General features: G+C 64.1%; 17 protein-coding genes. 11 read left to right on the top strand and 6 right to left on the bottom strand.

The genetic code is table 11. From position 1 onward, the window contains the following. Positions 1-118 precede the first annotated feature (118 nt). Complete coding sequence (locus ACR9YP_RS39920) at positions 119-964, bottom strand: SDR family NAD(P)-dependent oxidoreductase (RefSeq protein WP_474218649.1); 846 nt, start codon at positions 962-964, stop codon at positions 119-121. A gap of 191 nt (positions 965-1,155) precedes the next feature. Between ACR9YP_RS39920 and ACR9YP_RS39915 the strand changes: the two genes are divergently transcribed. From ACR9YP_RS39915 to ACR9YP_RS39900, 4 genes are all read left to right on the top strand, one after another. Then, positions 1,156-2,652, top strand: a complete 1,497-nt coding sequence (locus tag ACR9YP_RS39915) for an aldehyde dehydrogenase family protein (protein ID WP_474218648.1) — start codon at positions 1,156-1,158, stop codon at positions 2,650-2,652. Between the two features lie 117 nt (positions 2,653-2,769). After that, a complete protein-coding gene (locus tag ACR9YP_RS39910; RefSeq protein WP_474218647.1) occupies positions 2,770-3,897 on the top strand; it encodes an alkene reductase in 1,128 nt (375 codons plus the stop codon). 223 nt (positions 3,898-4,120) lie between these two features. Beyond that, the gene (locus tag ACR9YP_RS39905) at positions 4,121-4,624 is read left to right on the top strand and encodes a GFA family protein (RefSeq protein ID WP_474218646.1); all 504 of its coding nucleotides are present in this window, start codon (positions 4,121-4,123) and stop codon (positions 4,622-4,624) included. 110 nt (positions 4,625-4,734) lie between these two features. Next, entirely contained in the window at positions 4,735-6,396 is a 1,662-nt protein-coding gene (locus ACR9YP_RS39900; RefSeq protein ID WP_474218645.1) for a thiamine pyrophosphate-binding protein, read from the top strand. A 147-nt stretch (positions 6,397-6,543) separates the two neighbouring features. Here ACR9YP_RS39900 and ACR9YP_RS39895 read toward each other — a convergent pair whose 3' ends face one another. Then, positions 6,544-7,923, bottom strand: coding sequence for an LLM class flavin-dependent oxidoreductase (locus tag ACR9YP_RS39895; RefSeq protein ID WP_474218644.1), 1,380 nt, complete (start codon positions 7,921-7,923; stop codon positions 6,544-6,546). Positions 7,924-8,205: 282 nt separating this feature from the next. Here ACR9YP_RS39895 and ACR9YP_RS39890 point away from each other — a divergent pair, with 282 nt between their 5' ends. The 6 genes from ACR9YP_RS39890 (at position 8,206) to ACR9YP_RS39865 (ending at position 14,127) form a co-directional block, all read left to right on the top strand. Further along, the gene (locus ACR9YP_RS39890; RefSeq protein ID WP_474218643.1) at positions 8,206-9,591 is read left to right on the top strand and encodes a M20 family metallopeptidase; all 1,386 of its coding nucleotides are present in this window, start codon (positions 8,206-8,208) and stop codon (positions 9,589-9,591) included. Positions 9,592-9,677: 86 nt separating this feature from the next. Further along, on the top strand, positions 9,678-10,589 hold the full coding sequence (locus ACR9YP_RS39885; protein ID WP_091887049.1) for an amino acid ABC transporter substrate-binding protein: 912 nt from the start codon (positions 9,678-9,680) through the stop codon (positions 10,587-10,589). Between the two features lie 115 nt (positions 10,590-10,704). Further along, positions 10,705-11,436, top strand: a complete 732-nt coding sequence (locus ACR9YP_RS39880) for an amino acid ABC transporter permease (RefSeq protein WP_474218642.1) — start codon at positions 10,705-10,707, stop codon at positions 11,434-11,436. Positions 11,437-11,439: 3 nt separating this feature from the next. Continuing rightward, positions 11,440-12,132, top strand: coding sequence for an amino acid ABC transporter permease (locus ACR9YP_RS39875; RefSeq protein WP_091887045.1), 693 nt, complete (start codon positions 11,440-11,442; stop codon positions 12,130-12,132). 192 nt (positions 12,133-12,324) lie between these two features. Further along, positions 12,325-13,056, top strand: coding sequence for an amino acid ABC transporter ATP-binding protein (locus ACR9YP_RS39870; protein ID WP_370986394.1), 732 nt, complete (start codon positions 12,325-12,327; stop codon positions 13,054-13,056). A gap of 210 nt (positions 13,057-13,266) precedes the next feature. Continuing rightward, positions 13,267-14,127 (top strand): D-amino-acid transaminase, encoded by an 861-nt coding sequence (locus ACR9YP_RS39865; RefSeq protein ID WP_128947599.1) that lies wholly within the window; start codon positions 13,267-13,269, stop codon positions 14,125-14,127. A 146-nt stretch (positions 14,128-14,273) separates the two neighbouring features. On the opposite strand, the gene ACR9YP_RS39860 is transcribed toward ACR9YP_RS39865, so the two are convergent. Genes ACR9YP_RS39860 through ACR9YP_RS39850 form a run of 3 tightly spaced genes read right to left on the bottom strand, consistent with a single transcriptional unit; the run spans position 14,274 to position 17,570 of the window. After that, complete coding sequence (locus tag ACR9YP_RS39860; RefSeq protein ID WP_128931335.1) at positions 14,274-14,735, bottom strand: carboxymuconolactone decarboxylase family protein; 462 nt, start codon at positions 14,733-14,735, stop codon at positions 14,274-14,276. A gap of 26 nt (positions 14,736-14,761) precedes the next feature. Beyond that, entirely contained in the window at positions 14,762-16,372 is a 1,611-nt protein-coding gene (locus ACR9YP_RS39855; protein ID WP_474218641.1) for a DHA2 family efflux MFS transporter permease subunit, read from the bottom strand. 16 nt (positions 16,373-16,388) lie between these two features. Next, positions 16,389-17,570: an HlyD family secretion protein gene (locus ACR9YP_RS39850; RefSeq protein WP_474218640.1), complete on the bottom strand. Its 1,182-nt coding sequence runs from the start codon at positions 17,568-17,570 to the stop codon at positions 16,389-16,391. A 302-nt stretch (positions 17,571-17,872) separates the two neighbouring features. On the opposite strand from ACR9YP_RS39850, the gene ACR9YP_RS39845 reads away from it, so the two are divergent. After that, entirely contained in the window at positions 17,873-18,784 is a 912-nt protein-coding gene (locus ACR9YP_RS39845) for a LysR family transcriptional regulator (RefSeq protein WP_438105250.1), read from the top strand. Between the two features lie 12 nt (positions 18,785-18,796). Here the strand turns inward: ACR9YP_RS39845 and ACR9YP_RS39840 are convergent, their stop codons facing one another. Next, positions 18,797-22,228: an indolepyruvate ferredoxin oxidoreductase family protein gene (locus tag ACR9YP_RS39840; RefSeq protein WP_474218639.1), complete on the bottom strand. Its 3,432-nt coding sequence runs from the start codon at positions 22,226-22,228 to the stop codon at positions 18,797-18,799. Positions 22,229-22,374 lie beyond the last annotated feature (146 nt).

Here is a 22,374-nt window from a genome sequence, read left to right as displayed (position 1 = left end):
GAGTTGAGAGAACCCCTCATCCGGCGCGATAGCCGAAGCTTTGCTTCGGCGTCCTTAAGAACGGCGGCCAGAGGCCGCCTATGCCACCTTCTCCCACAAGGGGAGAAGGGAAGAAGATCTAACCCCTCTCCACAAACGTCTTGAATGCATCCGCGTAATCCGGATGCCAGCGCGACAGCGGCGGGCGGTTCTCGATGATATCGCCGGCGGCCCACAGCATGCGCTTCTCGTCGAGTGCGCGGGGCACGTCATTGTCCGGGCACAGGATGTAGAAGTCGCCGGCCTCGAGCCGCCTCAGCATGAAATCCACGGTCTGCTCCGGCGTCCAGGCGCCGGCGGGCTTCTCGGTGCGGCCCTTGGCGGTGAGGCCGGTGAAGACGAAGCCTGGAATGAGCAGATGTGCGGTGATGCGGCAGTCCCTGGTATTGCGCAGCTCGTGCTGGAGGGCTTCCGTAAAAGCCTTCACGCCGGCCTTGGAGACATTGTAGGCGGGATCGCCGGGCGGGGTGGTGATGCCTTGCTTCGAGCCGGTGTTGATGATGAGGCCGGGTTTGCCGCGCGCGATCATGCCGGGCGCGAAGATGCGTGAGCCGTTGATGATGCCCCACATGTTGACGCCGATGATGCGCTGCCAATTGTCGGGCCCGGCGAACAATGTGCTGCCGGGCTGGATGCCGGCATTATTCATCAGGATATCGGTGCCGCCGAAACGTGCGCGCACGGCGCGTTCCAGTTCCATCACGCTCTCGGCCTTGCTGACATCTACGGCAGACGTCATCACATTCCCGGCACCTGCGACGGATGACAGTTTTGTTGCGGCCTCAGCCAGCCGCGGCTGATCGACATCGGCGATGCACAGCTTCATGCCGATGCGCGCAAACGCCGCGGCGGCGGCAAATCCGATGCCGGACGCGCCTCCCGTGATCACGGCAACGTTGTCTTTGACGATGGCGGGATGTGACATGGCGGGATCTCCGGCGAAGCTACATTGCGCTCCATCGCCTTATAGCACGTGCCGCATCCGACCCTGCACAAGTCGGCATGGGAGGTCTTCGCTACGCGCCGCCTTTACGCCTTTCCGGCGCGGCTGTATTTTGTCTGACGAACGATCCCGCGCAGATCGAACCAATCAATCACCTGACAGGGAGTGCAGCCATGGCTGTGTCGCAGGTTATTCCGATCACGCGCCATCCATTCGCGAACGGGTCCTACAAGCAGATGCTGATCGACGGGAAGTGGGTCGACGCTGCCTCAGGCAAGCGCTTCGAGACCCGCAATCCCGCCACCGGCGAACTGCTCGCAACGGTTGCCGAAGGCGACAAGGAAGACATCGACCGTGCGGTCGCCGCCGCACGCCGTGCGTTCGAGGGGCCCTGGAGCAAGGTCAAGCCGTTCGAGCGGCAGAACCTGCTCTTGAAACTCGCCGATCTCGTCGAGAAGAATTTCGATGAATTATCGCAACTCGACACGCTCGACATGGGTGCTCCCGTCAGCCGCACCCGCGCCTATCGCCTGCGCGCGATCGGCATGCTGCGTTACTACGCCGGCCAGACCACCGCGATCCATGGCGAAACCATCGAGAACTCGCTGCCCGGCGAAATCTTCTCCTACACGCTGAAGGAGCCGGTCGGTGTCGTCGGCGCCATCATCCCCTGGAACGGGCCGCTGACGGCGACGATCTGGAAGATCGGCCCGGCGCTCGCGACCGGCTGCACCGTGGTGCTCAAGCCCGCCGAAGAGGCGCCGCTGACCTCGCTGCGCATCGCCGAGCTCGCGATGGAAGCGGGCGTGCCGCCCGGCGTCATCAACGTCGTTCCCGGCTATGGCGAGACCGCAGGCGCGGCGCTCGCCTCGCATCACGATGTCGACAAGGTCGCCTTCACCGGCTCGCACGTCACGGGCCAGTCGATCATCCGTGCGTCGGCCGGCAACCTCAAGCGCGTCTCGCTCGAGCTCGGCGGCAAGTCGCCGGACATCGTGTTTGCGGACGCCGATCTCGATGCCGCGGTGCCGGGCGCTGCGATGGCGGTGTTCGCCAATTCGGGGCAGATCTGCAGCGCCGGCACGCGTCTGTTCGTCGAGCAGTCGATCTACGAAGAATTCGTCGGCCGCGTCGCCGAGTTCGGCAAGAAGCTGCAAGTCGGCAACGGTCTCGATCCCAACGTGCAGATCGGCCCGCTGGTGTCCGAGCAGCAATTGGAGCGCGTCACCGGTTATCTCGACATCGGGCAGAAGGAAGGCGCCAAGGCGCTTGCCGGCGGCGGCCGTGTCACCGAAGGCGCGCTGTCGAAGGGCTTCTTCGTCTCGCCGACGGTGTTTGCGGGCGTCCAGGATAATATGCGCATCGCGCAAGAGGAGATTTTCGGGCCCGTCATCTCCGCGATCGCCTTCAAAGACATGGACGAGCTGGTCAAGCGCGCCAACGCCACCACGTTCGGCCTCGGCTCCGGCCTGTGGACCCGCGATGTCAGCAAGGCGCATGCGGTGGCGAGGAGCCTGCGCGCCGGCTCGGTGTGGGTGAATTGCTACCAGACGATGGACCCGGCCGTGCCGTTCGGCGGCTACAAGATGAGCGGCTACGGCCGCGAGTCCGGCAAGCAGCACGTCGAGGAATATCTCAACGTGAAGGCCGTCTGGGTCAAGACAGCGTAAGACCTGCTCTCTTCCGCGTTCCGTAAGAGGGAATATTTGATTTCGTGGGGCGGCGCTTTTCCGGTGGCCGCCCCTCGCTGTATGATCCGCATCCTTCCATAAACATTCGGGGCCAGCATGAAATTTCCGGCGTTGTTCAAACCGTTGCAGGTCGGTCCATACAGGCTTGCGCATCGCGTCGCGATGGCGCCGCTGACGCGGATGCGGGCCGAACGCGAGAGCTTTTCGCCGCGGCCGCTCAACGCCGAATATTACGGCCAGCGCGCAACGCCGGGCGGCCTGATCATCGCCGAAGCGTCCCCGGTGCTCTCGCACGGCCGTGGCAATCCGGCGACCCCCGGCATCTATTCGGAGACGCAGATCGCGGGCTGGCGCAAGGTGGTCGATGCCGTGCACGCCAAGGGCGGCATCATCTTCCTCCAGCTCTGGCATGTCGGCCGCGTCTCGCATTCTTCTTTCCACGGCGGCGCGCTGCCGGTGTCGGCCTCGGCGATCCCGATCAAGGCCGAGGGCATGAAGGCGATGACCGCCGACGGCAAGATCGCCGACTACGAGACGCCGCGCGCGCTGGAGACCGAGGAGGTCAAGGGCATCGTCGAGGCGTTCCGCCAAGGTGCCAAGAACGCGCTCGCCGCCGGCTTCGACGGCGTCGAGATCCACGGCGCCAATGGCTATCTGCTCGAGCAGTTCCTGCAATCGCGCAGCAACCAGCGCACCGATCAGTATGGCGGCGGAATCGAGAACCGCGCGCGCCTGCTGCTCGAAGTGACCCAAGCCGCGATCGAGGTCTGGGGTGCGAACCGCGTCGCCGTGCGGCTGTCGCCACACGGTATCGCCAATGATTCCGGCGAGGGCGATCCGATGCCGCTCTATACCCATGTCGTGAAGGCGCTCGACAAGCTCGGTCTTGCCTATCTGCACTTCATCGAGCCGCGCTCCAGCGGCGCCGGCCGCGCCGACGTCAACTGGCAGAACGTGCCGTCCGCGATGGTGCTGTTCCGCCCGCTCTACAGCGGCGTGCTGATGACCGCCGGCGGCTTCACCGGTGGGACCGCGAATGCGGCGATCGCCGAGGGACACGCCGACATCATCGCCTTCGGTCGCATCTTCATCTCCAACCCCGATCTGCCGCGCCGGCTGGCGCACGATTACCCGATTACGCCGTACAACCGCGCGACGTTCTATGGCGGTGAGGAGAAGGGATATACGGATTATCCGGTGTATGATGAGCTGACGCCGGCGTAGGGACCTTCGTAGCCCGGATGGAGCGCAGCGAAATCCGGGTTTCGTGCCAGCGTCGAGATTCCCGGATTGCGCTTCGCTCCATCCGGGCTACGGAGTTGTTGCGTGGCTGCGAGCGCGCCACATATTCCGTCATTGCGAGCGCAGCGAAGCAATCCAGAATCTTTCCGCGGAGGCAGTCTGGATTGCTTCGCTACGCTCGCAATGACGACGGAGAGAAATCCCCATGGCCAAAGCCGCAGCCGCTGCAGGAATCGCCACCGGCCAATGCCTGTGCGGCAAGGTCAGCTTCGAGATCGACGTGCCCGCGCGCTGGGCCTGGCACGATCATTCCGCAGCCAGCCGCCGGGCCCACGGCGCGGCCTACGCGACCTATGTCGGGAGCTGGAAGAAGCGCTTTCGCATCACCGCTGGCAAGGCCGCGCTCACGCGTTACGAGGACAAGGCCACCAAGACCACCCGCAGCTTCTGCTCGCATTGCGGCACGCCGATCGCCTATGAGCGCCCGCGCGGTCCGCACATGGTCAACATCCCCCGCGCGCTGTTCAACGAGCGCACCGGCCGCCAGCCGCTCTATCACATCGCGATCGAAGAGCTGCAGGAGTGGGCCTATACCGGCGAGCCGCTGGTGCCGCTGCAGGGTTTTCCGGGCGTGGTTTGGCAACGTTCGAAAAAGAAGAAGCGGACGAGGGGCGAAGATCCGTTCGAACTCGGGCGCGACGAGATGTAGCGCGCCTCTCCCGCGCAACGCAGCCATGACCGCGCTTCCTTGCGCGCCTCCTCCGACTTCGGTCATCATGCTTTCAGGTCCTTGCGGCAACGTCCGCTCCTGGAGGAAACATGAAGAACAAGATCACCGGCCGCTCCGCCTTTCTCGCGTTGCTCAAGGACGAGGGCATCACGCATCTGTTCGGCAATCCCGGCACCACCGAGCTGCCGATCATGCACGCGCTGAAGGACCATCCTGATCTCACCTATGTGATGGCGATGCAGGAGAGCCTGGTGGTGGCGATCGCCGATGGTTACAGCCGCGCCTCCGGAAAGCTCGTCGCCTGCAACGTCCATGTCGCGCCAGGCCTCGGCAACGCGATGGGCTCGCTCTACAACGCGCAGTTCACGGGCACGCCGCTGATCCTCACCGCCGGCCAGCAGGAGCAGGGCCACGGCCTGATGGAGCCGGTGCTGTACGGTCCGTTGGTGCGCATGGCCGAGCCGCTAGTGAAATGGGCGGTCGAGGTGACGCGTCTGGAAGACCTGCCGCGCATCGTGCGCCGCGCGGCAAAGGTCGCGACCACGCCTCCGACCGGCCCCGTGTTCATCTCGCTGCCTGGCGACATCCTCAATAGCGAGGCAGGCATCGATCTCGGCCAGTCCACCCGCATCGACGCGCGTACCAAGCCATCGGATGACGCGCTCAGGGCCTTTGCTGCGCGGCTTCTGAAAGCCGAGCGCCCTGTGATCGTCACCATGGACGAAGTGGTCAAGAGTGACGCGCTGAAGGAGGCGGCTGAATTGGCCGAGTTGCTCGGCGCCGCCGCGTATCAATCCTCGACGCCCTATGGTTCGCACTTCCTCTCGGAGAGTCCGAGCTTCGTCGGCGCGCTGGCGCGGGTTCAGAAGGCGGCGCGCGATACGCTCGCACCTTACGATCTCCTGATCGCGCTTGGCGGCGATCCCCTGCGCATGTCGGTCCATAGCGAGGTCGATGCGCTGCCGGATGGTCTCGGCATCGTGCAGATCGGTCTCGCGGATTGGGAGATCGCCAAGAACTACGGCGCCGAGATCGCGCTGAAGGCGGATTTAAAGGAAACGTTGCGCGCGCTGATCCCGTTGCTGAAGGAGTTGGGCGGCACGACACTCGCAAGCCGCGCCAGGCAGCGCCTCGCCGAGCTTGCGCCGAAGAATTGGACCGCGCGCCGCGCCGCGCTGATCGAGCAGATCAGCAAGAGCGCCGGCCGCACACCGATCGATCCGGATTTTCTGGTGCTGCAAATGGTCGAGGCCATGCCCGACCATGCCATTCTCGTCGACGAAGGGCTCACCTCCAGCCGCCAGATCACGAGCCTGCGTCCGCACCGCGATCGCTACGGCTATCACGGCCTCGCCTCCGGCGGCATCGGCTGGGGCCTGCCGGCCTCGGTCGGCGTCAGCATCGCCAATCCGGACCGCCCCGTCGTGTGTTTCTCCGGCGATGGCAGCGCGATGTATTCGATCCAGGCGCTGTGGACGGCGGCGCATCACAAGCTGCCGCTCAACGTCGTTATCGCCAACAATGGCGGTTACCGCATCATCAAGCAGCGCCTGCTTGCCTTCCATGGCGATGACAATTACGTCGGCATGGATTTCGTCGATCCGCCGGTGGATTTCGCCGGCATCGCGAAGGCGCTGGGCTGCGAGGCGATCAGGGTGAGCGATCCGCGGGAGCTGAGGGCGACGCTGGCATCGGCGTTTGGCCGGCCGGGGACGAAGCTGATCGAGGTGATGGTGGACGGGAAAGTTTGAGACGCGATCGAGTTCCCACACACTCAGTGTCATCGCCCGGCTTCGACCGGGCGATCCAGTATTCCAGAGACAGCTGTTGTCTACGGAGAAGCCGCGGCGTACTGGATGCCCCGGTCAAGCCGGGGCATGACACCGAGTGTGTGGTGGCTACCCCTTGTTCCCCACGCGATACCCCGCCGCCGGATGCGGCGCACCTAACCGCGCACGGCCGCCGCCGAACAGCTTCTCCCGCAGCGTACCCTTGGCATAGTCCGCCTTGTACCGTCCGCGCCGCGTCAGCTCCGGCACCAGCATGTCGGCGATGTCCTCGAAATCACCGGGCGAGATCGCGAAAGCGACGTTGAGGCCGTCGACGTCGGTCGCCTCGAACCATTGCTCGATCTTGTCGGCAACCATCTCCGGCGTGCCGACCACGACCGGGCCGGCGCCGCCGATGCCGACATGCTCGATGACGTCGCGCACGGTCCAGACCCGATCGGGGTCGGCACGGGTGACGTTGTCCATGGCGCTGCGGCCGGCGTCATTCTGGACGTGCCGCACCTGCTGGTCGAGGTCGTAGCCAGAGAAATCGACGCCGGTCCACCCCGACATCAGCGCCAGCGCGCCTTCCGGGCTGATGTGGCGGCGGTAGTCGGCGTATTTCTCTTTCGCCTCGGCTTCCGTCCGTCCCAGGATGATCGTCATCATCGAGAACATCAGGATTTCGGCCGGGTTGCGGCCGAGCGCGGCGGCCTCCTGCCGGATTGCTGACACGCGCGGCGCGATCACCTTGGCCGACGGTCCCGACATGAACACGCATTCGGCATGCTTTGCCGCAAACTGCCGGCCGCGCGGCGAGGTGCCGGCCTGATAGAGCACGGGCGTGCGCTGCGGCGACGGCTCGCTGAGATGAATGGTGTTGTTGATGCGGTAGTTCGCGCCGTCATGATTGACGCGATGCACTTTCGTGGGATCGGTGAAAATGCCGCGCTTGCGGTCGCGCAGTACGGCATCGTCCTCCCAGCTTCCTTCCCAGAGCTTGTAGACGACCTCCATATATTCGTCCGCGATGTCGTAGCGGTCGTCATGCCCGGTCTGCCTGTCCTTGCCGGCGCCGCGTGCGGCGCTGTCGAGATAGCCGGTGACGACATTCCAGCCAATGCGGCCCTCGGAGAGGTGATCGAGCGTCGACATCCGCCGTGCGAACGGGTAGGGCGGCTCGAAGGACAGATTGCTGGTGACGCCGAAACCGAGATTTTGCGTCACCGCCGCCATCGCCGAGAGCAGCAGCAGCGGCTCGTTCGACGGCGTCTGCGCCGCATTGCGCAAGGCTGCGTCAGGGCTGTTGCCGTAGACGTCATAGACCCCGAGCACGTCGGCCAGGAACAGCCCGTCGAAACGGCCGCGCTCCAGCGTCTTGGCGAGATCGATCCAGTAGGGCAGGCGGTTATAGTCGGCAGTGCGGTCGTGCGGATGAGTCCACAGGCCCGGTGACTGGTGTGCGACGCAATTCATCGCAAAGGCGTTGAGCCTGATCTGCTTGGCCATGATGTCCCTCGGCACTCTGTACTGAGCGCTCTTCGAATGGTAGACGTGCGCCCGAATTTGGCGAAGTTCTTGCATATCCTAGACTTGGATGTCTCGGCCTTGGCAAGGCCAAAATCCGTAGCGCTGCCGCGCTTGGCAAGCCGATCTCAAGAGAGCAAGAACGAAATCCCAAGCGAACTCAAATCCCAAGAGAACTCCAAGAACTATCGACGTCCCCGCCACTTTCGAAGTCCCGCCCGTCTCGGGTAATGTCCTTCGTCTCAAAACCTCGAAAAGCAAGTCATGACCAGAGCCGACGCCATCGCCCGCGCCCGTGAGGATTTCAAATCCGGTGCGTTTCTCACCGAGCTCGACCGCCGCGTCGCTTATCGGACCGAGAGCCAGAATCCGTCGCGCGGCACTGAGCTGCGCGCCTATCTGGAACAGGAAATGCAGCCGGCCTTTGCTGCGCTTGATTTCACCAGCCGCATCGTCGAATCCCCGAGCGGCAAGGCGCCGTTCCTGTTTGCCGAGCACCACGAGAGTGCCTCAGTGCCGACCGTGCTGATCTACGGTCATGGCGACGTCGTCGATGGCATGGAGGGGGAGTGGCGCGATGGCCGCGATCCCTGGCGCACGACGGTTGCGGGCACGCGCCTCTATGGCCGCGGCACCGCCGATAACAAGGGCCAGCACAGCATCAACATGGCGGCGCTGCGCGCCGTGCGCGAGGCGCGAGGCGGCAAGCTCGGCTTCAACGCCAAATTCATCGTCGAGATGGGCGAGGAAATCGGCTCGCCCGATCTCGGCAAGGTCTGCGATCTCAATCGCGACGCGCTCAAGGCCGATTTGTTCATGGCCTCCGATGGGCCGCGCCTGTCCGCCGACCGTCCGACGCTGTTCCTGGGCTGCCGCGGTGGCATCCGCATCCATCTCGACGTGAACCTGCGTGATGGCGGCCACCATTCCGGCAATTGGGGCGGCGTGCTCGCCAACCCCGCGACCATCCTGGTCAACGCGATTTCCACGCTGGTCGACGGCCACGGCCGCCTCCAGCTCGACGCACTGAAGCCGCCGCGGCTCACCAACCAGATCCGCAGCTATCTCGCCGACGTGCAGGTGGTGCCGACCGCGGAAGAGCCGGCGCTGGCCGAGAATTGGGGCGAGGATGGACTATCGGCGGCCGAACGGCTCTACGCCTGGAACACGCTGGAAGTGCTGGCGATGTCCTCGGGCAATATCGAGAAGCCGGCGAACGCCATTCCCGGCCATGCCAATGCTGTGCTGCAATTGCGTTTCGTGGTCGGGACCAAGATCGAGGGCCTGATCGATGCCATCCGCGCGCATCTGGTCGCGAGGGGTTTTCCGATGGTCGAGGTGCGGGCGGCCCAGAGTTTTGCTGCATCGCGCACAGACTTCGACAGCCCCTGGATCAAATGGGCGGCGGATTCGGTGCAGTCGACCACCGGCAAGGCGCCGGCCGTGCTGCCGAATTTCGGCGGCTCGCTGCCCAATGACGTGTTCTCCGAGATCCTGGGCCTGCCGACGATCTGGGTGCCGCACTCCTATCCCGGCTGCTCCCAGCATGCGCCCAATGAGCACATCCTGCTGCCATTGACCGAAGAGGCCTTGACGGTGATGGCCGGCCTGTTCTGGGATCTCGGCGAATTGCCGGCGCCGTTAACCTGAGCCTTTGATCCAGCCGAAAGTTACATTCTAATCCGGCTCGATTTGTGCTTGCATCCGGGCCGCATCATCCGAAAGGGGAAGAAAAAGTGAAACATTTCCGTCACATCGGGCTCGCGCTGGCCGCGACCTTTGTCGTCAGCCAGGCTGGGGCCCAGGGGCTGACCGGCACGCTGAAGAACATCAAGGACACCGGCGCGATCACGCTGGGCTTCCGCGACTCCTCGATCCCGTTCTCCTATCTCGACGACAACCAGAAGCCCGTCGGGTTCGCGATGGACATCTGCTACAAGATCGTCGACGCCGTGAAGAAGGAGCTCAAGCTCGACAAGCTCGAGGTCAAGCTCAACCCGGTGACCTCGGCAACCCGCATCCCCTTGATGGCGAACGGCACGATCGATCTCGAATGCGGCTCGACCACCAACAACGCCGAGCGCCAGAAGCAGGTCGCCTTCACCAACACCCACTTCCTGACGGCCAGCCGCTACGTGTTCAAGAAGTCGAGCGGCCTGAAGTCGATCGACGATCTCAAGGGCAAGTCGGTGGTCTCGACCGCCGGCACCACCAACATCAAGCAGCTCACCGAAGCCAACGTCGCGAAGGGCCTCGGCGCCAACATCATTCCGGCCAAGGACCACGCCGAAGCCTTCCTGATGGTCGAGACCGACCGCGCGGTCGCCTTCGTGATGGACGACATCCTGCTGGCGAGCCTCGTTGCCGGCTCGAAATCGCCGAACGACTATGCCATCTCCAAGGACGCGTTCTCCAAGCCCGAGCCCTATGGCATCATGCTGCGCAAGGACGATGCCCCCTTCAAGAAGGTGGTCGATGCAGCGACGGCGGCGCTCTATACGTCCGGCGAAGCCCAGAAGATCTACGACAAGTGGTTCACGCAGAAAATCCCGCCGAAGGGTCTGAACCTCAACACGCCGATCTCGGCCGAGCTGAAGAACGAGTTCGCCAAGCCGACGGACTCGCCGAACCCGGACGACTATAAGTAATATAGACCTCGATCTTTCGATCGGAATCATGTCCGGCCACTCTTGACACCAGGGTGGCCGGACATTTGCATAGGCGCCGGGACATCCATGACTGGCGCGTTCGCGCGGGGGACACGTGAACTATAACTGGAACTGGGGAATCTTTTTCCAGCCGAACCCGATGGGGACCGGCACCTATCTCGACATGCTGCTGGCGGGCCTGGTGCTGACCCTCAAGACCGCGGCGCTGGCCTGGGTCATCGCGCTGATCACCGGCTCGATTGTCGGCGTGATGCGGACGCTGCCGTCGAAGGGCGCCACCTGGTTCGGCTTCGCCTATGTCGAATTCTTCCGCAACATGCCGCTGCTGGTGCAGCTGTTCCTGTGGTTCTTCGTGCTGCCGGAAATCCTGCCGAAGGCCGCAGGCCTCTGGTTGAAACAGCTGCCGAACGCGCCGTTCTGGACGGCCGCGATCGGCGTCGGCTTCTTCATGTCGGCGCGCGTGGCCGTGCAGCTGCAGGCCGGCATCTCGTCGCTGCCGCGTGGGCAGAAGATGGCGGCAACTGCGCTGGGTCTGACCACGGTGCAGGGCTATCGCTACGTGCTGCTGCCGATGGCGTTCCGCATCATTCTGCCGCCGCTGACGTCCGAGTTCCTCAACACCATCAAGAACACGGCGGTCGCGATCACCATCGGTCTGCTCGAGCTGACCGGACAGGCGCGCTCCATGCAGGAATTCTCGTTCCAGGTGTTCGAGGCCTTCACCGCCGCGACCATCCTCTACCTCCTCGTCAACGCCGTCGTCGTGACCGCGATGCGCTTCCTCGAGCGCTGGGTTGCGATCCCCGGCTACATCACGGGGAAATAAGCGATGCTCGGCAATTTCGATTTCGACGTCATCCGCCGCGCGCTGCCCTACCTATTCTACGAGGGCATGACCTTCACGCTGACGCTAACGGGGCTCGCGGCTCTCGGCGGTCTCATCTTCGGCACGGCGCTCGCCCTGATGCGCCTGTCCGGCTTCAAGATCCTTGGCCGGATCGCCGGCGTCTATGTCGACTTCATGCGCTCGCTGCCGCTGGTGCTGGTCATCTTCTGGTTCTACTTCCTGGTGCCCTATATCGGGCAGTGGCTGACCGGCGCCTCGCGCCCGATCAGCGTGGGCGCGTTCGCATCCTCGCTCATCACCTTCATCATGTTCGAGGCGGCGTATTTCTCCGAGATCATGCGCGCCGGCATCCAGTCGATCTCGCGCGGGCAGCCCGCCGCGGCCAGCGCGCTGGGGCTGACTTACGCCCAGACCATGCGCTACGTCGTGCTGCCGCAGGCCTTCCGCAACATGCTGCCGGTCCTGATCACGCAAACCATCGTGCTGTTCCAGGACACCTCGCTGGTCTACGTGCTGTCGATCACCGACTTCCTCGGCGCCGCCAGCAAGGTGGCACAGCGTGACGGGCGCCTGGTCGAAATGTATCTGTTCGCAGCTGTCGTCTACTTCACCATTTCCTGTATCGCGTCCTTCGGCGTCCGCCGGCTCCAGGCGCGCATCGCCATCATTCGCTAGGTCGGAACGTGGATTTGAGCTCTCGACAGGTGGTGCCCTTCACCTCTCCCATAGGGAGAGGTCGGATCGCGCTAGCGATCCGGGTGAGGGGTTTTGCTCCAACCATAAATCTGAACCCCTCACCCGGCGCTTCGCGCCGACCTCTCCCCTTGGGAGAGGTGAACCGAGTCTGCCGCAGGGCTTGAGAAACACATGATCGAAATCAGCCACGTCAACAAATGGTACACTCCGAGTTTCCAGGTGCTGACGGATTGCACCACCAGCGTCACCAAGGGCGAGGTGGTCGTGGTCTGCGGTCCGTCGGGCTCGGGCAAGTCGACGCTGATCAAATGCGTCAATGCGCTGGAGCCGTTCCAGAGCGGCGATATCCTGGTCGACGGCACCAAGGTCAACGATCCCAAGACCAATCTGCCGAAGCTGCGTTCGCGCGTCGGCATGGTGTTCCAGCACTTCGAGCTGTTTCCGCACCTCAAGATCATCGACAATCTCTGCCTCGCGCAGGAGAAGGTGCTGGGGCGGTCGCACGACAAGGCGCTGACCAAGGGCACGCAGCTTTTGGAGCGCGTCGGGTTGAAAGAGCAGGCGCAGAAATTCCCGGCGCAGCTCTCCGGCGGTCAGCAGCAGCGTGTCGCCATCGCGCGCGCGCTCGCGATGGATCCGATCGCCATGCTGTTCGACGAGCCGACCTCGGCGCTCGATCCGGAGATGATCAGCGAGGTGCTCGACGTCATGGTCGACCTCGCCCGCGAAGGCATGACGATGATGGTCGTGACCCACGAGATGGGCTTTGCCCGCAAGGTCGCCAACCGCGTCATCTTCATGGACCGCGGCGAGATCGTCGAGGATGCCGCGAAGGACGATTTCTTCGGTAAGCCCCGCAGCGACCGCGCGCAGAAGTTCTTGTCGAAGATTCTTTCCCATTAATTCCTGTCGTCATTCCGGGACGCGCCTCTTGGCGCGGGCCCGGAATCCATCGAGCGGCAGTACGCGAGGCGAGCTGGATTCTCAGATGCGCAATTGCGCATCATAGTTCATTCGCTTCGCGCCGCCCCGGAATGACGAAACAGGGGTGATCGCGACCCCCGTTTCGCGTATAACGCCCCAAATTCCCCATTTCCCGCCAGGAGACCTGCCTTGGACTCGATCGCCTACGTCAACGGCTCATTCGTCCCGCTCTCGGACGCGAAAGTCTCGATCCTCGATCGCGGCTTCCTGTTCGCCGACGGCATCTATGAGGTCTCGGCCGTGCTCGACGGCAAGCTGGTCGACAACGCGTCGCATCTGGCCCGGCTGGAGCGCTCGGTCGGCGAGATCAGCTTGAGGCTGCCGGAGACGGTCGAGCGCATCACCGAGCTCCAGAAAGAGCTGATCGCGCGCAACAAGGTCGAGAGCGGTCTCGTCTACCTCCAGGTGACGCGCGGCGCCGACAAGGGCCGCGACTTCGCGTTTCCCAAGGGCGACGTCAAGTCGAGCCTGGTGATGTTCACCTCCGAGAAGGACATCATCAACGCGGCGTCGGCGAAGACCGGCATCAACGTGATCACCGTGCCCGACATCCGCTGGGAGCGGCGCGACATCAAGAGCGTCGCGCTGCTGGCGCAGGTGCTGGCGAAGCAGGCCGCGGCCGAAGCCGGCGCCGGCGAAGCCTGGATGCTGGAAGACGGTTATGTCACCGAAGGCGGCTCGTCCTCGGCGTTCATCCTGACACAGGACGACGTCATCGTGACCCGCAAGAACTCCAACGCGATTCTGCCGGGCTGCACTCGCAAGGCCGTGGTGGCGCTCGCCGAAGAGCGCCAGCTCCGCGTCGAGGAGCGTTCTTTCACGGTGGCCGAGGCGCTCGCCGCCAAGGAGGCTTTTGCGACGTCGGCCTCACTGTTCGTCCAGCCGGTGGTCGCGATCGACGGCAAGAAGATCGGCGACGGCAAGCCCGGCCCGATGGCAACGCGGCTGCGCGAGATCTATGTGGAGTTCGCCAAGGCGACGGCGGTTTAGCCCACATACTTCGCTGTCATCGCCCGGCTTGACCGGGCGATCCAGTACTCCGAGACGGTCCTGATTGGATCGAGAGGCCGCGGCGTACTGGATGCCCCGCCTGCGCGGCGCATGACGGCGGAGTGAGTTGCGACGGCAACTCCCCCTCATGCCACGGACGCCTTCACCTTCACCGGGTGAACCGCGCGGAACGAGATCGCAATCCTGTTCCAGGCGTTGATGGCGCCGATCAGCATGGTCAGGTTCACGGTCTCCTCCTCGGAGAAATGTGCCCGGACCTGCTCGTAGACGTCGTCCGGCGCATGCGTCTGCGAGATCAGCGTCACCGCTTCCGTCCAGGCCAGCGCGGCGCGCTCGCGGTCGGAATAGAGCGGGGATTCGCGCCAGGCGTTGAGCAGATAGATGCGCTGCTCGGTCTCGCCGCGCTTGCGGGCGTCCTCGGTGTGCATGTTGATGCAATAGGCGCAGCCGTTGATCTGCGAGGCCCTGATCTTGACGAGCTCGATCAGTGATTTCTCCAGGCCCGTCGACTGGATCTGCGTCTCCAGCGCCATCAGTGCTTTGATCGTGTCGGGCGCGGCCTGGTAGTAGTTCATGCGGGGCTTCATGGTCGTTCTCCTTTCGTGGGGTGAGGTCAGTGGGCTCCGCCGGCGGAAGCCTGGCCGGGCTTCTTCAGGAACAGAGCCGCGATCAGGGCAACGATCAGCGCCGCGCCGAGCAGATAGAAGGTGTCGCTGAAGGCTAGGATATAGGCCTGCTTCTGCACGATACGACCGATCGCGACATAGGCGCGATGCGACGCATCCACATGATCGAGGATGCCGTGATTGATGAAATATTGCGTGAGCTGCTCCAGCCGCGTGCGCGTCGCCTGCTCGAACACCGAGACCGACTGCATCAGCACGTGGGAGTGATACTGCTCGCGCTTGGTCAGCACGGTCTGCAGCAGCGCGATGCCGACGGCCCCGCCGAGATTGCGCATCATGTTGAACAGGCCGGACGCCGAGCCGGCATTCTCCGGCTCGATGCCTGATGTCGCGACGGCCGACAGGGGAGCCATCACCAGCGCCTGGCCGATCGCCCGAACCACATTGGGCCAGAGCAACTGATCGGCGGCATAGTTGCTGGTCATGGTGATGTTCATGAAGTTGGAGGCCGCGAAAAGGACGAAACCGACACCGATAATGATCCGCGCGTCGAACTTCTGCATCAGCCGCGGCACCAGCGGAATCAGCATGAGTTGCGGCAGCCCGGTCCATGCCAGCACAAAGCCGATCTGCTCGGCGTTGTAGCCCTGGATGCGAGCCAGATATTGCGGCAGGATGAAGACCGAGCCGTAGAGCGCGACGCCGAGCAGGAAGTTTGCGAGCATGCCGAAGCCGAAATTGCGGCGCACGAGCAGGCGAAGGTTCAGGAGCGGCTTCTTGACCGTGAGCTCGATGATCAGGAACGCAGTCAGCGCAACGACGGCGATCACCGACAGTTTCACGATGAAGGGCGAGCCGAACCAGTCGTCCTTGTTGCCTTCCTCCAGCACGGTCTGGAGCGCGGACAGGCCGATTGCCATGGTGACGATGCCAGCCCAGTCGCCCTCGCGCAGGAGCGAAAGCTTCATCGGCCTTGCGTCGAGCGCGTACCAGAGCATGCCGACCATGATCGCGCCGGGCACGAGGTTGACGTAGAAGATGTATTGCCAGCCGAAATTCTCGGTGAGATAGCCGCCGATGGTCGGGCCGATCGCGGGTGCGAAGGTCGCCGACAGCGCGAACAGGGCAAGGCCCACCGGCTGTTTTCCGCGCGGCAGCAACGTGATGATCAGCGTGAAGGCCATCGGAATCAGCACGCCGCCGGTGAAGCCCTGCACCGCGCGCAGCACGATCATCTGCGACAGATCCTGCGCCAGCGCGCAGGCCGCGGACAGAGCCAGAAACAGGATCGCGTTGGTGAGCAGATAGATGCGGATCGAGAATACCTGCGCGAGCCAGCCGGAGAGCGGGATCACCACGATCTCGGCGATCAGATAGGAGGTCGAGATCCAGCCGCCGTCGTCGATGCCGGCGCCGATCGCACCCTGGATGTCGGCCAGCGAGGCGTTGACGATCTGGATGTTCAGCACCGCCATGAAGGCGCCCAGTGTCGCACCGATCACGGCGATCCATGTTCTTGCGGAAACCGCCGGCGTGGCGGGCGCAGCAGGGGCGGGGAGGCCGGCTGCGGCGTTGAGGGCGGGTTGGAGCGTGCTCATGGAAGCCTCGTCAGCTTCAGCCGCCGTTCGGGCGGGATGTGTTGTCGGCGAGATGCCTGGCCGTCTCGCGTTCGGCCAGCACCGCCTGCTTGGTGTCGACGGTCGGCACCGCGGACATGCCGGGGCGCAGCAGACCGGTGAGGTGATGATCGTCGAGCACGATCTTCACCGGCATGCGCTGCACGATCTTGGTGAAATTGCCGGTGGCGTTGTCCGGCGGCAGCAGGGCGAATTCGAGCCCGCTCGCCGGCGACAGGCTGTCGATATGGCCGCGCAGGGGCTGGCTGCGGAAGCTGTCGACGCGCAGCTCGACCGGCTGGCCGGGACGCATATGCGTGAGCTGAGTCTCCTTGAAGTTCGCAACGACATAGACCGCATCGAGTGGCACCACGGCCATCAGCTGTGTGCCGGCCTGCACGTACTGGCCGACGCGCAGCGAACGTGCGCCAACCGTGCCGTCGACCGGCGCGGTGATCTCGGTGTAGGACAGGTTCAGCGCCGCCTGCTGCGCCACCGCACGGGCGCGCTCGAGCTGGGCCGTCGCCTGGGCGCGCTGGGTGGTGAGCACGTCGACCTTGCGCTGCGCCGCCAAGAGGCCGGATTTGGCGTGCTGCAATTGCGCGGTGCTGGCGCGCAGCGCCGCATCGGCCTGCTGCGCGCGCTGGATCGTGCCTGAGCCCGACTTCATCAGATCGTCGTAGCGGGCGCGTTCCTCCTGGGCGAATTTCAAATTGGCGTCCGCAGCAGTGACGTCGGCGGTGCTCTGGGCGATGATCGGCTGCTGCAATTCGAGCTGGGCATCGATGTTGCGCACCGAGGCTTCGCCGGCGCCGACATCGGCGCGGGCCTGGTCGAGTGCTGCCTTGAAGTCACGATCGTCGATTTTGGCTAGCGGCTGGCCCGCTTTGACCTTCTCGTTGTCGCCGACCAGCACCTTCGCGATGTAGCCGGAGACCTTAGGCGCGATGATCGTGGAATCGGCCTTCACATAGGCGTCGTCGGTGGATTCGAGGTAGCGGCCGATGGTCCAATAGTCGTGTCCGAAATAGACGATTGTTGCCGTTCCTGCGAGGAGTGCGAGCACCAACGCCGCGCGCCGGACCAAAGTCCGGGCCGGCAGGCGCGGCGGCATCTTGGAATAAACATCAATGATTTCAGTTGCTTGCTGGAAGTTTTCGGTGCGCGGCATTTCGGACATGGCGGTCTCCTATCGGCGTGCCGAGACTATCTGTCTTTCCAGCTCCGGTGATAATCGGCTAAATACCGGAAGGATTATCCATTAAGGGTGGATAGTCCGGGGATATCACCTTGATGTCTGAGGTCTACCGAACCGGATGTGCCACTGCCCCAGAGCGATTGCCGCAGCTGTCGCGCAATTGCTGCTAACGAGGGCCCACGCCGCGCGAATCTGTAGGCGGACGAGACCCCGCCTGGGTGATCTGTTAGATAATCCCGGCGAATTCCTTGCGATTATCGATCAAGAGCGGATAATCAGGCGGCATGGACCGATTGACCAGCCTCGAAGTCTTCAGCCGGGTGGTCGAGACCGGCGGCTTTTCCGCAGCAGCCCGCAAGCTCAACATGTCGACCAGCATGGTGAGCAACCACGTCCAGGCGCTGGAGGACCGGCTCGGCGTACGGCTGCTCAATCGCACCACGCGCAAGGTCAGCCTCACCGAGATCGGCAAGGCCTATTACGACCGCGCCACGCAGATCCTCGCCGATCTCGAGCAGGCCGACGACATCGCGAGCGAATTGCAGTCGGTGCCCCGCGGTACGCTGCGCATCCACGTCGCCACGCATATGGTGCCGTTCGTCGCGCCGGTGGTGGCGCAGCTCCTGTCGACTTATCCGGAGCTCAAGATCGACCTGCGCATGGGCGAAGCCGACGTCGATCTCATCGAGGAAGGCTATGACGTTGCCCTGCGTATGACCGCGCCTCCGGATTCGAGCCTGATCGTGCGCAGTCTCGCCACCTGGCGGCACGTGCTGTGCTGTTCGCACGATTATCTCGAGAGGCATGGTCGCGTTCAGAAGCTCGACGAACTCGCCGCGCACCATTGTGCCCGTCACTTGAACTATCCTTTTGGCGACGAGTGGCGCTTCTTCGACCGCAAGGGTGCTCCGGCCTCGGTACGCATCTCCGGCCGCTTCGTCACCAATAGCGGGGAAGCGCTGCGGAAAGTCGCGCTGGACGGGGCGGCTGTCTGCCTGATGGCCGGGTTTCTGGTTCAGGACGATCTTGAAGCGGGCCACCTCGTTCGGCTCCTGCCCGAATATCGCCCGGTCGAGATGTCGATGAACGCGGTCTATCCGCACCGCCACCATCTGTCGGCGAAGGTCAGGACCTTCGTCGACATGCTCGTGCATCACAGCGCCGAGCAGCAGAAGCTGATCAATCCCTATTCATGAGCGGCGCGGCGGTCAGGCCGCTCGCGCCGTTATCGGCTGGGCCAGCAGGGATTCGACCTCCGCCTTGACCGACGCGATCGCAGCCTCTTTCACGGGCCCATAACCGCGGATGTTCATGGGGGCCTTGGCCACGACGATGAGATCTGCCAGGCGTGCCGCGTCGAGCTCGCCGAGCATCCGGTCGATCAGGTCCTCGTACCAGGCGATCAGCTCCCGCTCGGCGCGCCGTTCGGCGGTGTAGCCGAATGGATCGAACGGTGTTCCGCGCAGCCCCTTCAATCGCGCCAGCATGGCGAGCGGCATCTGGATCCACTGCCCGAAGGCGCGCTTGCGCGGACGTCCACGTGCGTCGCGCCTTGACGGCAGGAATGGCGGGGCAAGGTGATAGTGGATGCTGAAGCCGTCCTCGAACTCGCGCTTCAATTCGTCGATGAAGCCGCTCTGCATGTGCAGCCGCGCCACCTCGTATTCGTCCTTGTAGGCCATCAGCTTGAACAGGGCGCGGGCCACCGCATCGGTCAGGGCCTCGCTGCTCAGGACAGCCTCGGCGCGGCGGACCTTCGCGACGATCGCCCGATAGCGCGCTGCATAGGCCTCATCCTGATAGGCGGTGAGGAAATCGGCGCGGCGTTCAATGAGCTGGTCGAGTGTCTCGACCGTTGACATATCGTCCGTCTTCGGCAGAAATTCCGGATCGGCAGCGGCGATGCGGCCCCAGGCGAAAGCCTGCTTGTTGCGCTCGATGGCGACGCCGTTGAGCTCGATCGCGCGCAGCAGCGCTTGCAGCGAGACCGGCACCAGTCCGTGCTGCCAGGCAAAGCCCAGCATGATGATGTTGGCATAGACGGCATCGCCGAGCAGCCGTTCGGCCAGCGCATTCGCGTTGAGCGTGTCGAGATTGTTGTCGCCGATCACGCGGCTGATCGCGCGCAGGCGGGCAGGCGAGGCGAGGTCGGCGTCGCGGAAGCGGACGACGTCGCCGGTCGGCATCTCCGCGGTATTGATCGCGGCACGTGTGCCGCGGCGATAGGTGCCGGAGGCCTTCGGCGAGGAGCTCACGACAAGGTCGCAGCCGATCAGCGCATCGGCCGCGCCCTGGTCGATGCGCACCTGGTGCAGCACCTCGGGGGAAGCGGCAAGCCGGATGTAGCTCAGCACGGGCCCGAATTTTTGCGCAAAGCCGGTAAAATCCAGCACCGAGACGCCGCTTCGTTCGAGATGCGCGGCCATACCGATCAGCGCACCGACCGTGATCACGCCGGTGCCGCCGACGCCGGTCACCAGCAGGTCATAGGGCCGGTCGAGCGTTGCGAAGACGGGCAGGGGAAGCGTCGCGGCGCGGCCGATCGCGTCGATCTGGCTCGCGGTCTTCTTCCGGCGCGTCGCGCCCTCGACGGTAACAAAGCTGGGACAGAAACCGTTGAGGCAGGAAAAGTCCTTGTTGCAGGCCGACAGATTGATCTGGCGCTTGCGGCCGAACGGCGTTTCCTTCGGCTCGACGCTGAGACAGTTGGACTCGACCGAGCAATCGCCGCAACCTTCGCAGACGAGATCATTGATGTAGGCGAAGCGCTTCGGGTCGTCCATCTGGCCGCGCTTGCGCCGCCGCCGCTTCTCGGTGGCGCAGGTCTGCTGGTAGATCAGCACGGAGACGCCGGGCACGCCGCGCAGTTCGCGCTGCACGGCGTCCATCTCCTCGCGGGGATGGATTGTGACGCCGGCTGGCAGGTCGGGCAGAGAAAATTGCGCGGGATGGTCCGACACCAGCGCGATGCGCTCAACACCTTCGGCGCGGACGCTGTGAGCGATGGCATGCACGCTGATGGGCCCGTCGACCGGCTGGCCGCCGGTCATCGCCACGGCATCGTTGAACAGGATCTTGTAGGTGATGTTGGCCTTGGCGGCGATCGCCTGCCGGATCGCCATCGAGCCGGAGTGATAATAGGTGCCTTCACCGAGATTCTGGAACACGTGCTTGTGGCCGGTGAATTTCGATGAAGCCGCCCAGTTCACGCCCTCGCCGCCCATCTGGATCAACGAGGAGGTCTCGCGGTCCATCCAGCTTGCCATGAAATGGCAACCGATGCCGGCCAGTGCCTTCGATCCCTCCGGCACCTTGGTCGAAATGTTGTGCGGACATCCCGAGCAGAAATAGGGTGTGCGCGTCGCCCCTGGGACGTTGATCGTGCGTGCCGCCTCCGGCATCAAGGCAGCCGCCCGCGCGGCGAGATTGAGGCCCGGAAACATCGGGTCGAGCCGCCGCGCCAGAACGGCAGTCAGCGCGCGCGGCGACAATTCGCCGATCCAGGAGATCAGCCGCGCCCCTTGCTCGTCGTGCTTGCCGACCATGCGCTCGGGCTTCTCGCCGGGATAGTCGTAGAAATATTCCTTGAACTGGCTCTCGATGATGCCGCGCTTCTCCTCGACCACGAGAATCTCGCGCTTGCCCTTCACGAATTCCATCGCGTCATGCAGCGCCAGCGGCCAGACCATGCCGACCTTGTAAACGTCGATGCCGATGCTGCGGCAGGCCGCTTCATCGAGGCCCAACAGCCGCAGCGCTTCCATCAGGTCGAGATGCGCCTTGCCCGTGGTAACGATGCCGTAGGTTGCGTTCGGAATGTCGTAGATGTGCCTGTCGATCGGATTGGCCTTCGCAAAGGCGTAGACGGCGTGCTTCTTCGCTTCCAGCCGCTCCTCGATCTGCGGTCCCGGCAGGTCGGGCCAGCGATAGTGCAGGCCGCCCGGTGGCGGCGTGAAGTCGGGCGCGCGGAAGTCGCGGGGCGGGCTTAGCGCCACGGAGGCGCCCGACTCCACGATCTCCGAAATCGCCTTGAAGCCGACCCACATGCCGGAGAAGCGGCTCAGCGCGTAGCCATATTCGCCGAATGCGAGGTATTCGCTGACGCTTGCGGGGTGCAGCGTCGGCATGAACCAGCTCATGAAGGCAACGTCGGACTGGTGCGGCATCGAGGACGAAACGCAGCCATGGTCGTCGCCTGCAACCACCAGCACGCCGCCATGCGGCGAGGAGCCATAGGCGTTGCCGTGCTTGAGCGCATCGCCGGAGCGATCGACGCCAGGGCCCTTGCCGTACCAGAGCCCGAACACGCCATCGACCTCGCGGTCGGCTTGCGTCTCGACCTGCTGCGAGCCGAGCACTGCGGTCGCGGCGAGGTCTTCGTTCACGGCGGGGAGGAATTCGATGCGGTCACGCTTGAGCCGTTCCGGGATGCGCCAGAGCTCGAGATCGATGCCGCCGAGCGGCGAGCCGCGATAGCCGGAGATGAAGCCGGCGGTGTTAAGGCCGCGCGCGCGATCGCGCCTGACCTGGTCGAGTGCGACACGGACGATCGCCTGTGTGCCGGTCAGGAAGACACGGCCTTCCTCACGGTCGTAGCGGTCGGAGAGTTCGTAGGTGTCGAGGGTCGGAATGGCGTCCATGCGGACCTCCCGCGGCATTCCCTGCCGGATCAGCAGAGGTTAGGCCCGGGCGGCTGGTAGGTCTTACCTATCTTTCCTGATAGGAGCTTCGTTCTGGTAGATATGCCCGATTTGGCCTATTATTCGGTGGAATTATCCAGTTTGGC

It is taken from the genome of Bradyrhizobium sp. BR14999 (genome assembly GCF_056106085.1).
The sequence above is the reverse complement of the archived record's forward strand: the minus strand, read 5'-3'. Positions and strand labels throughout refer to the sequence as shown.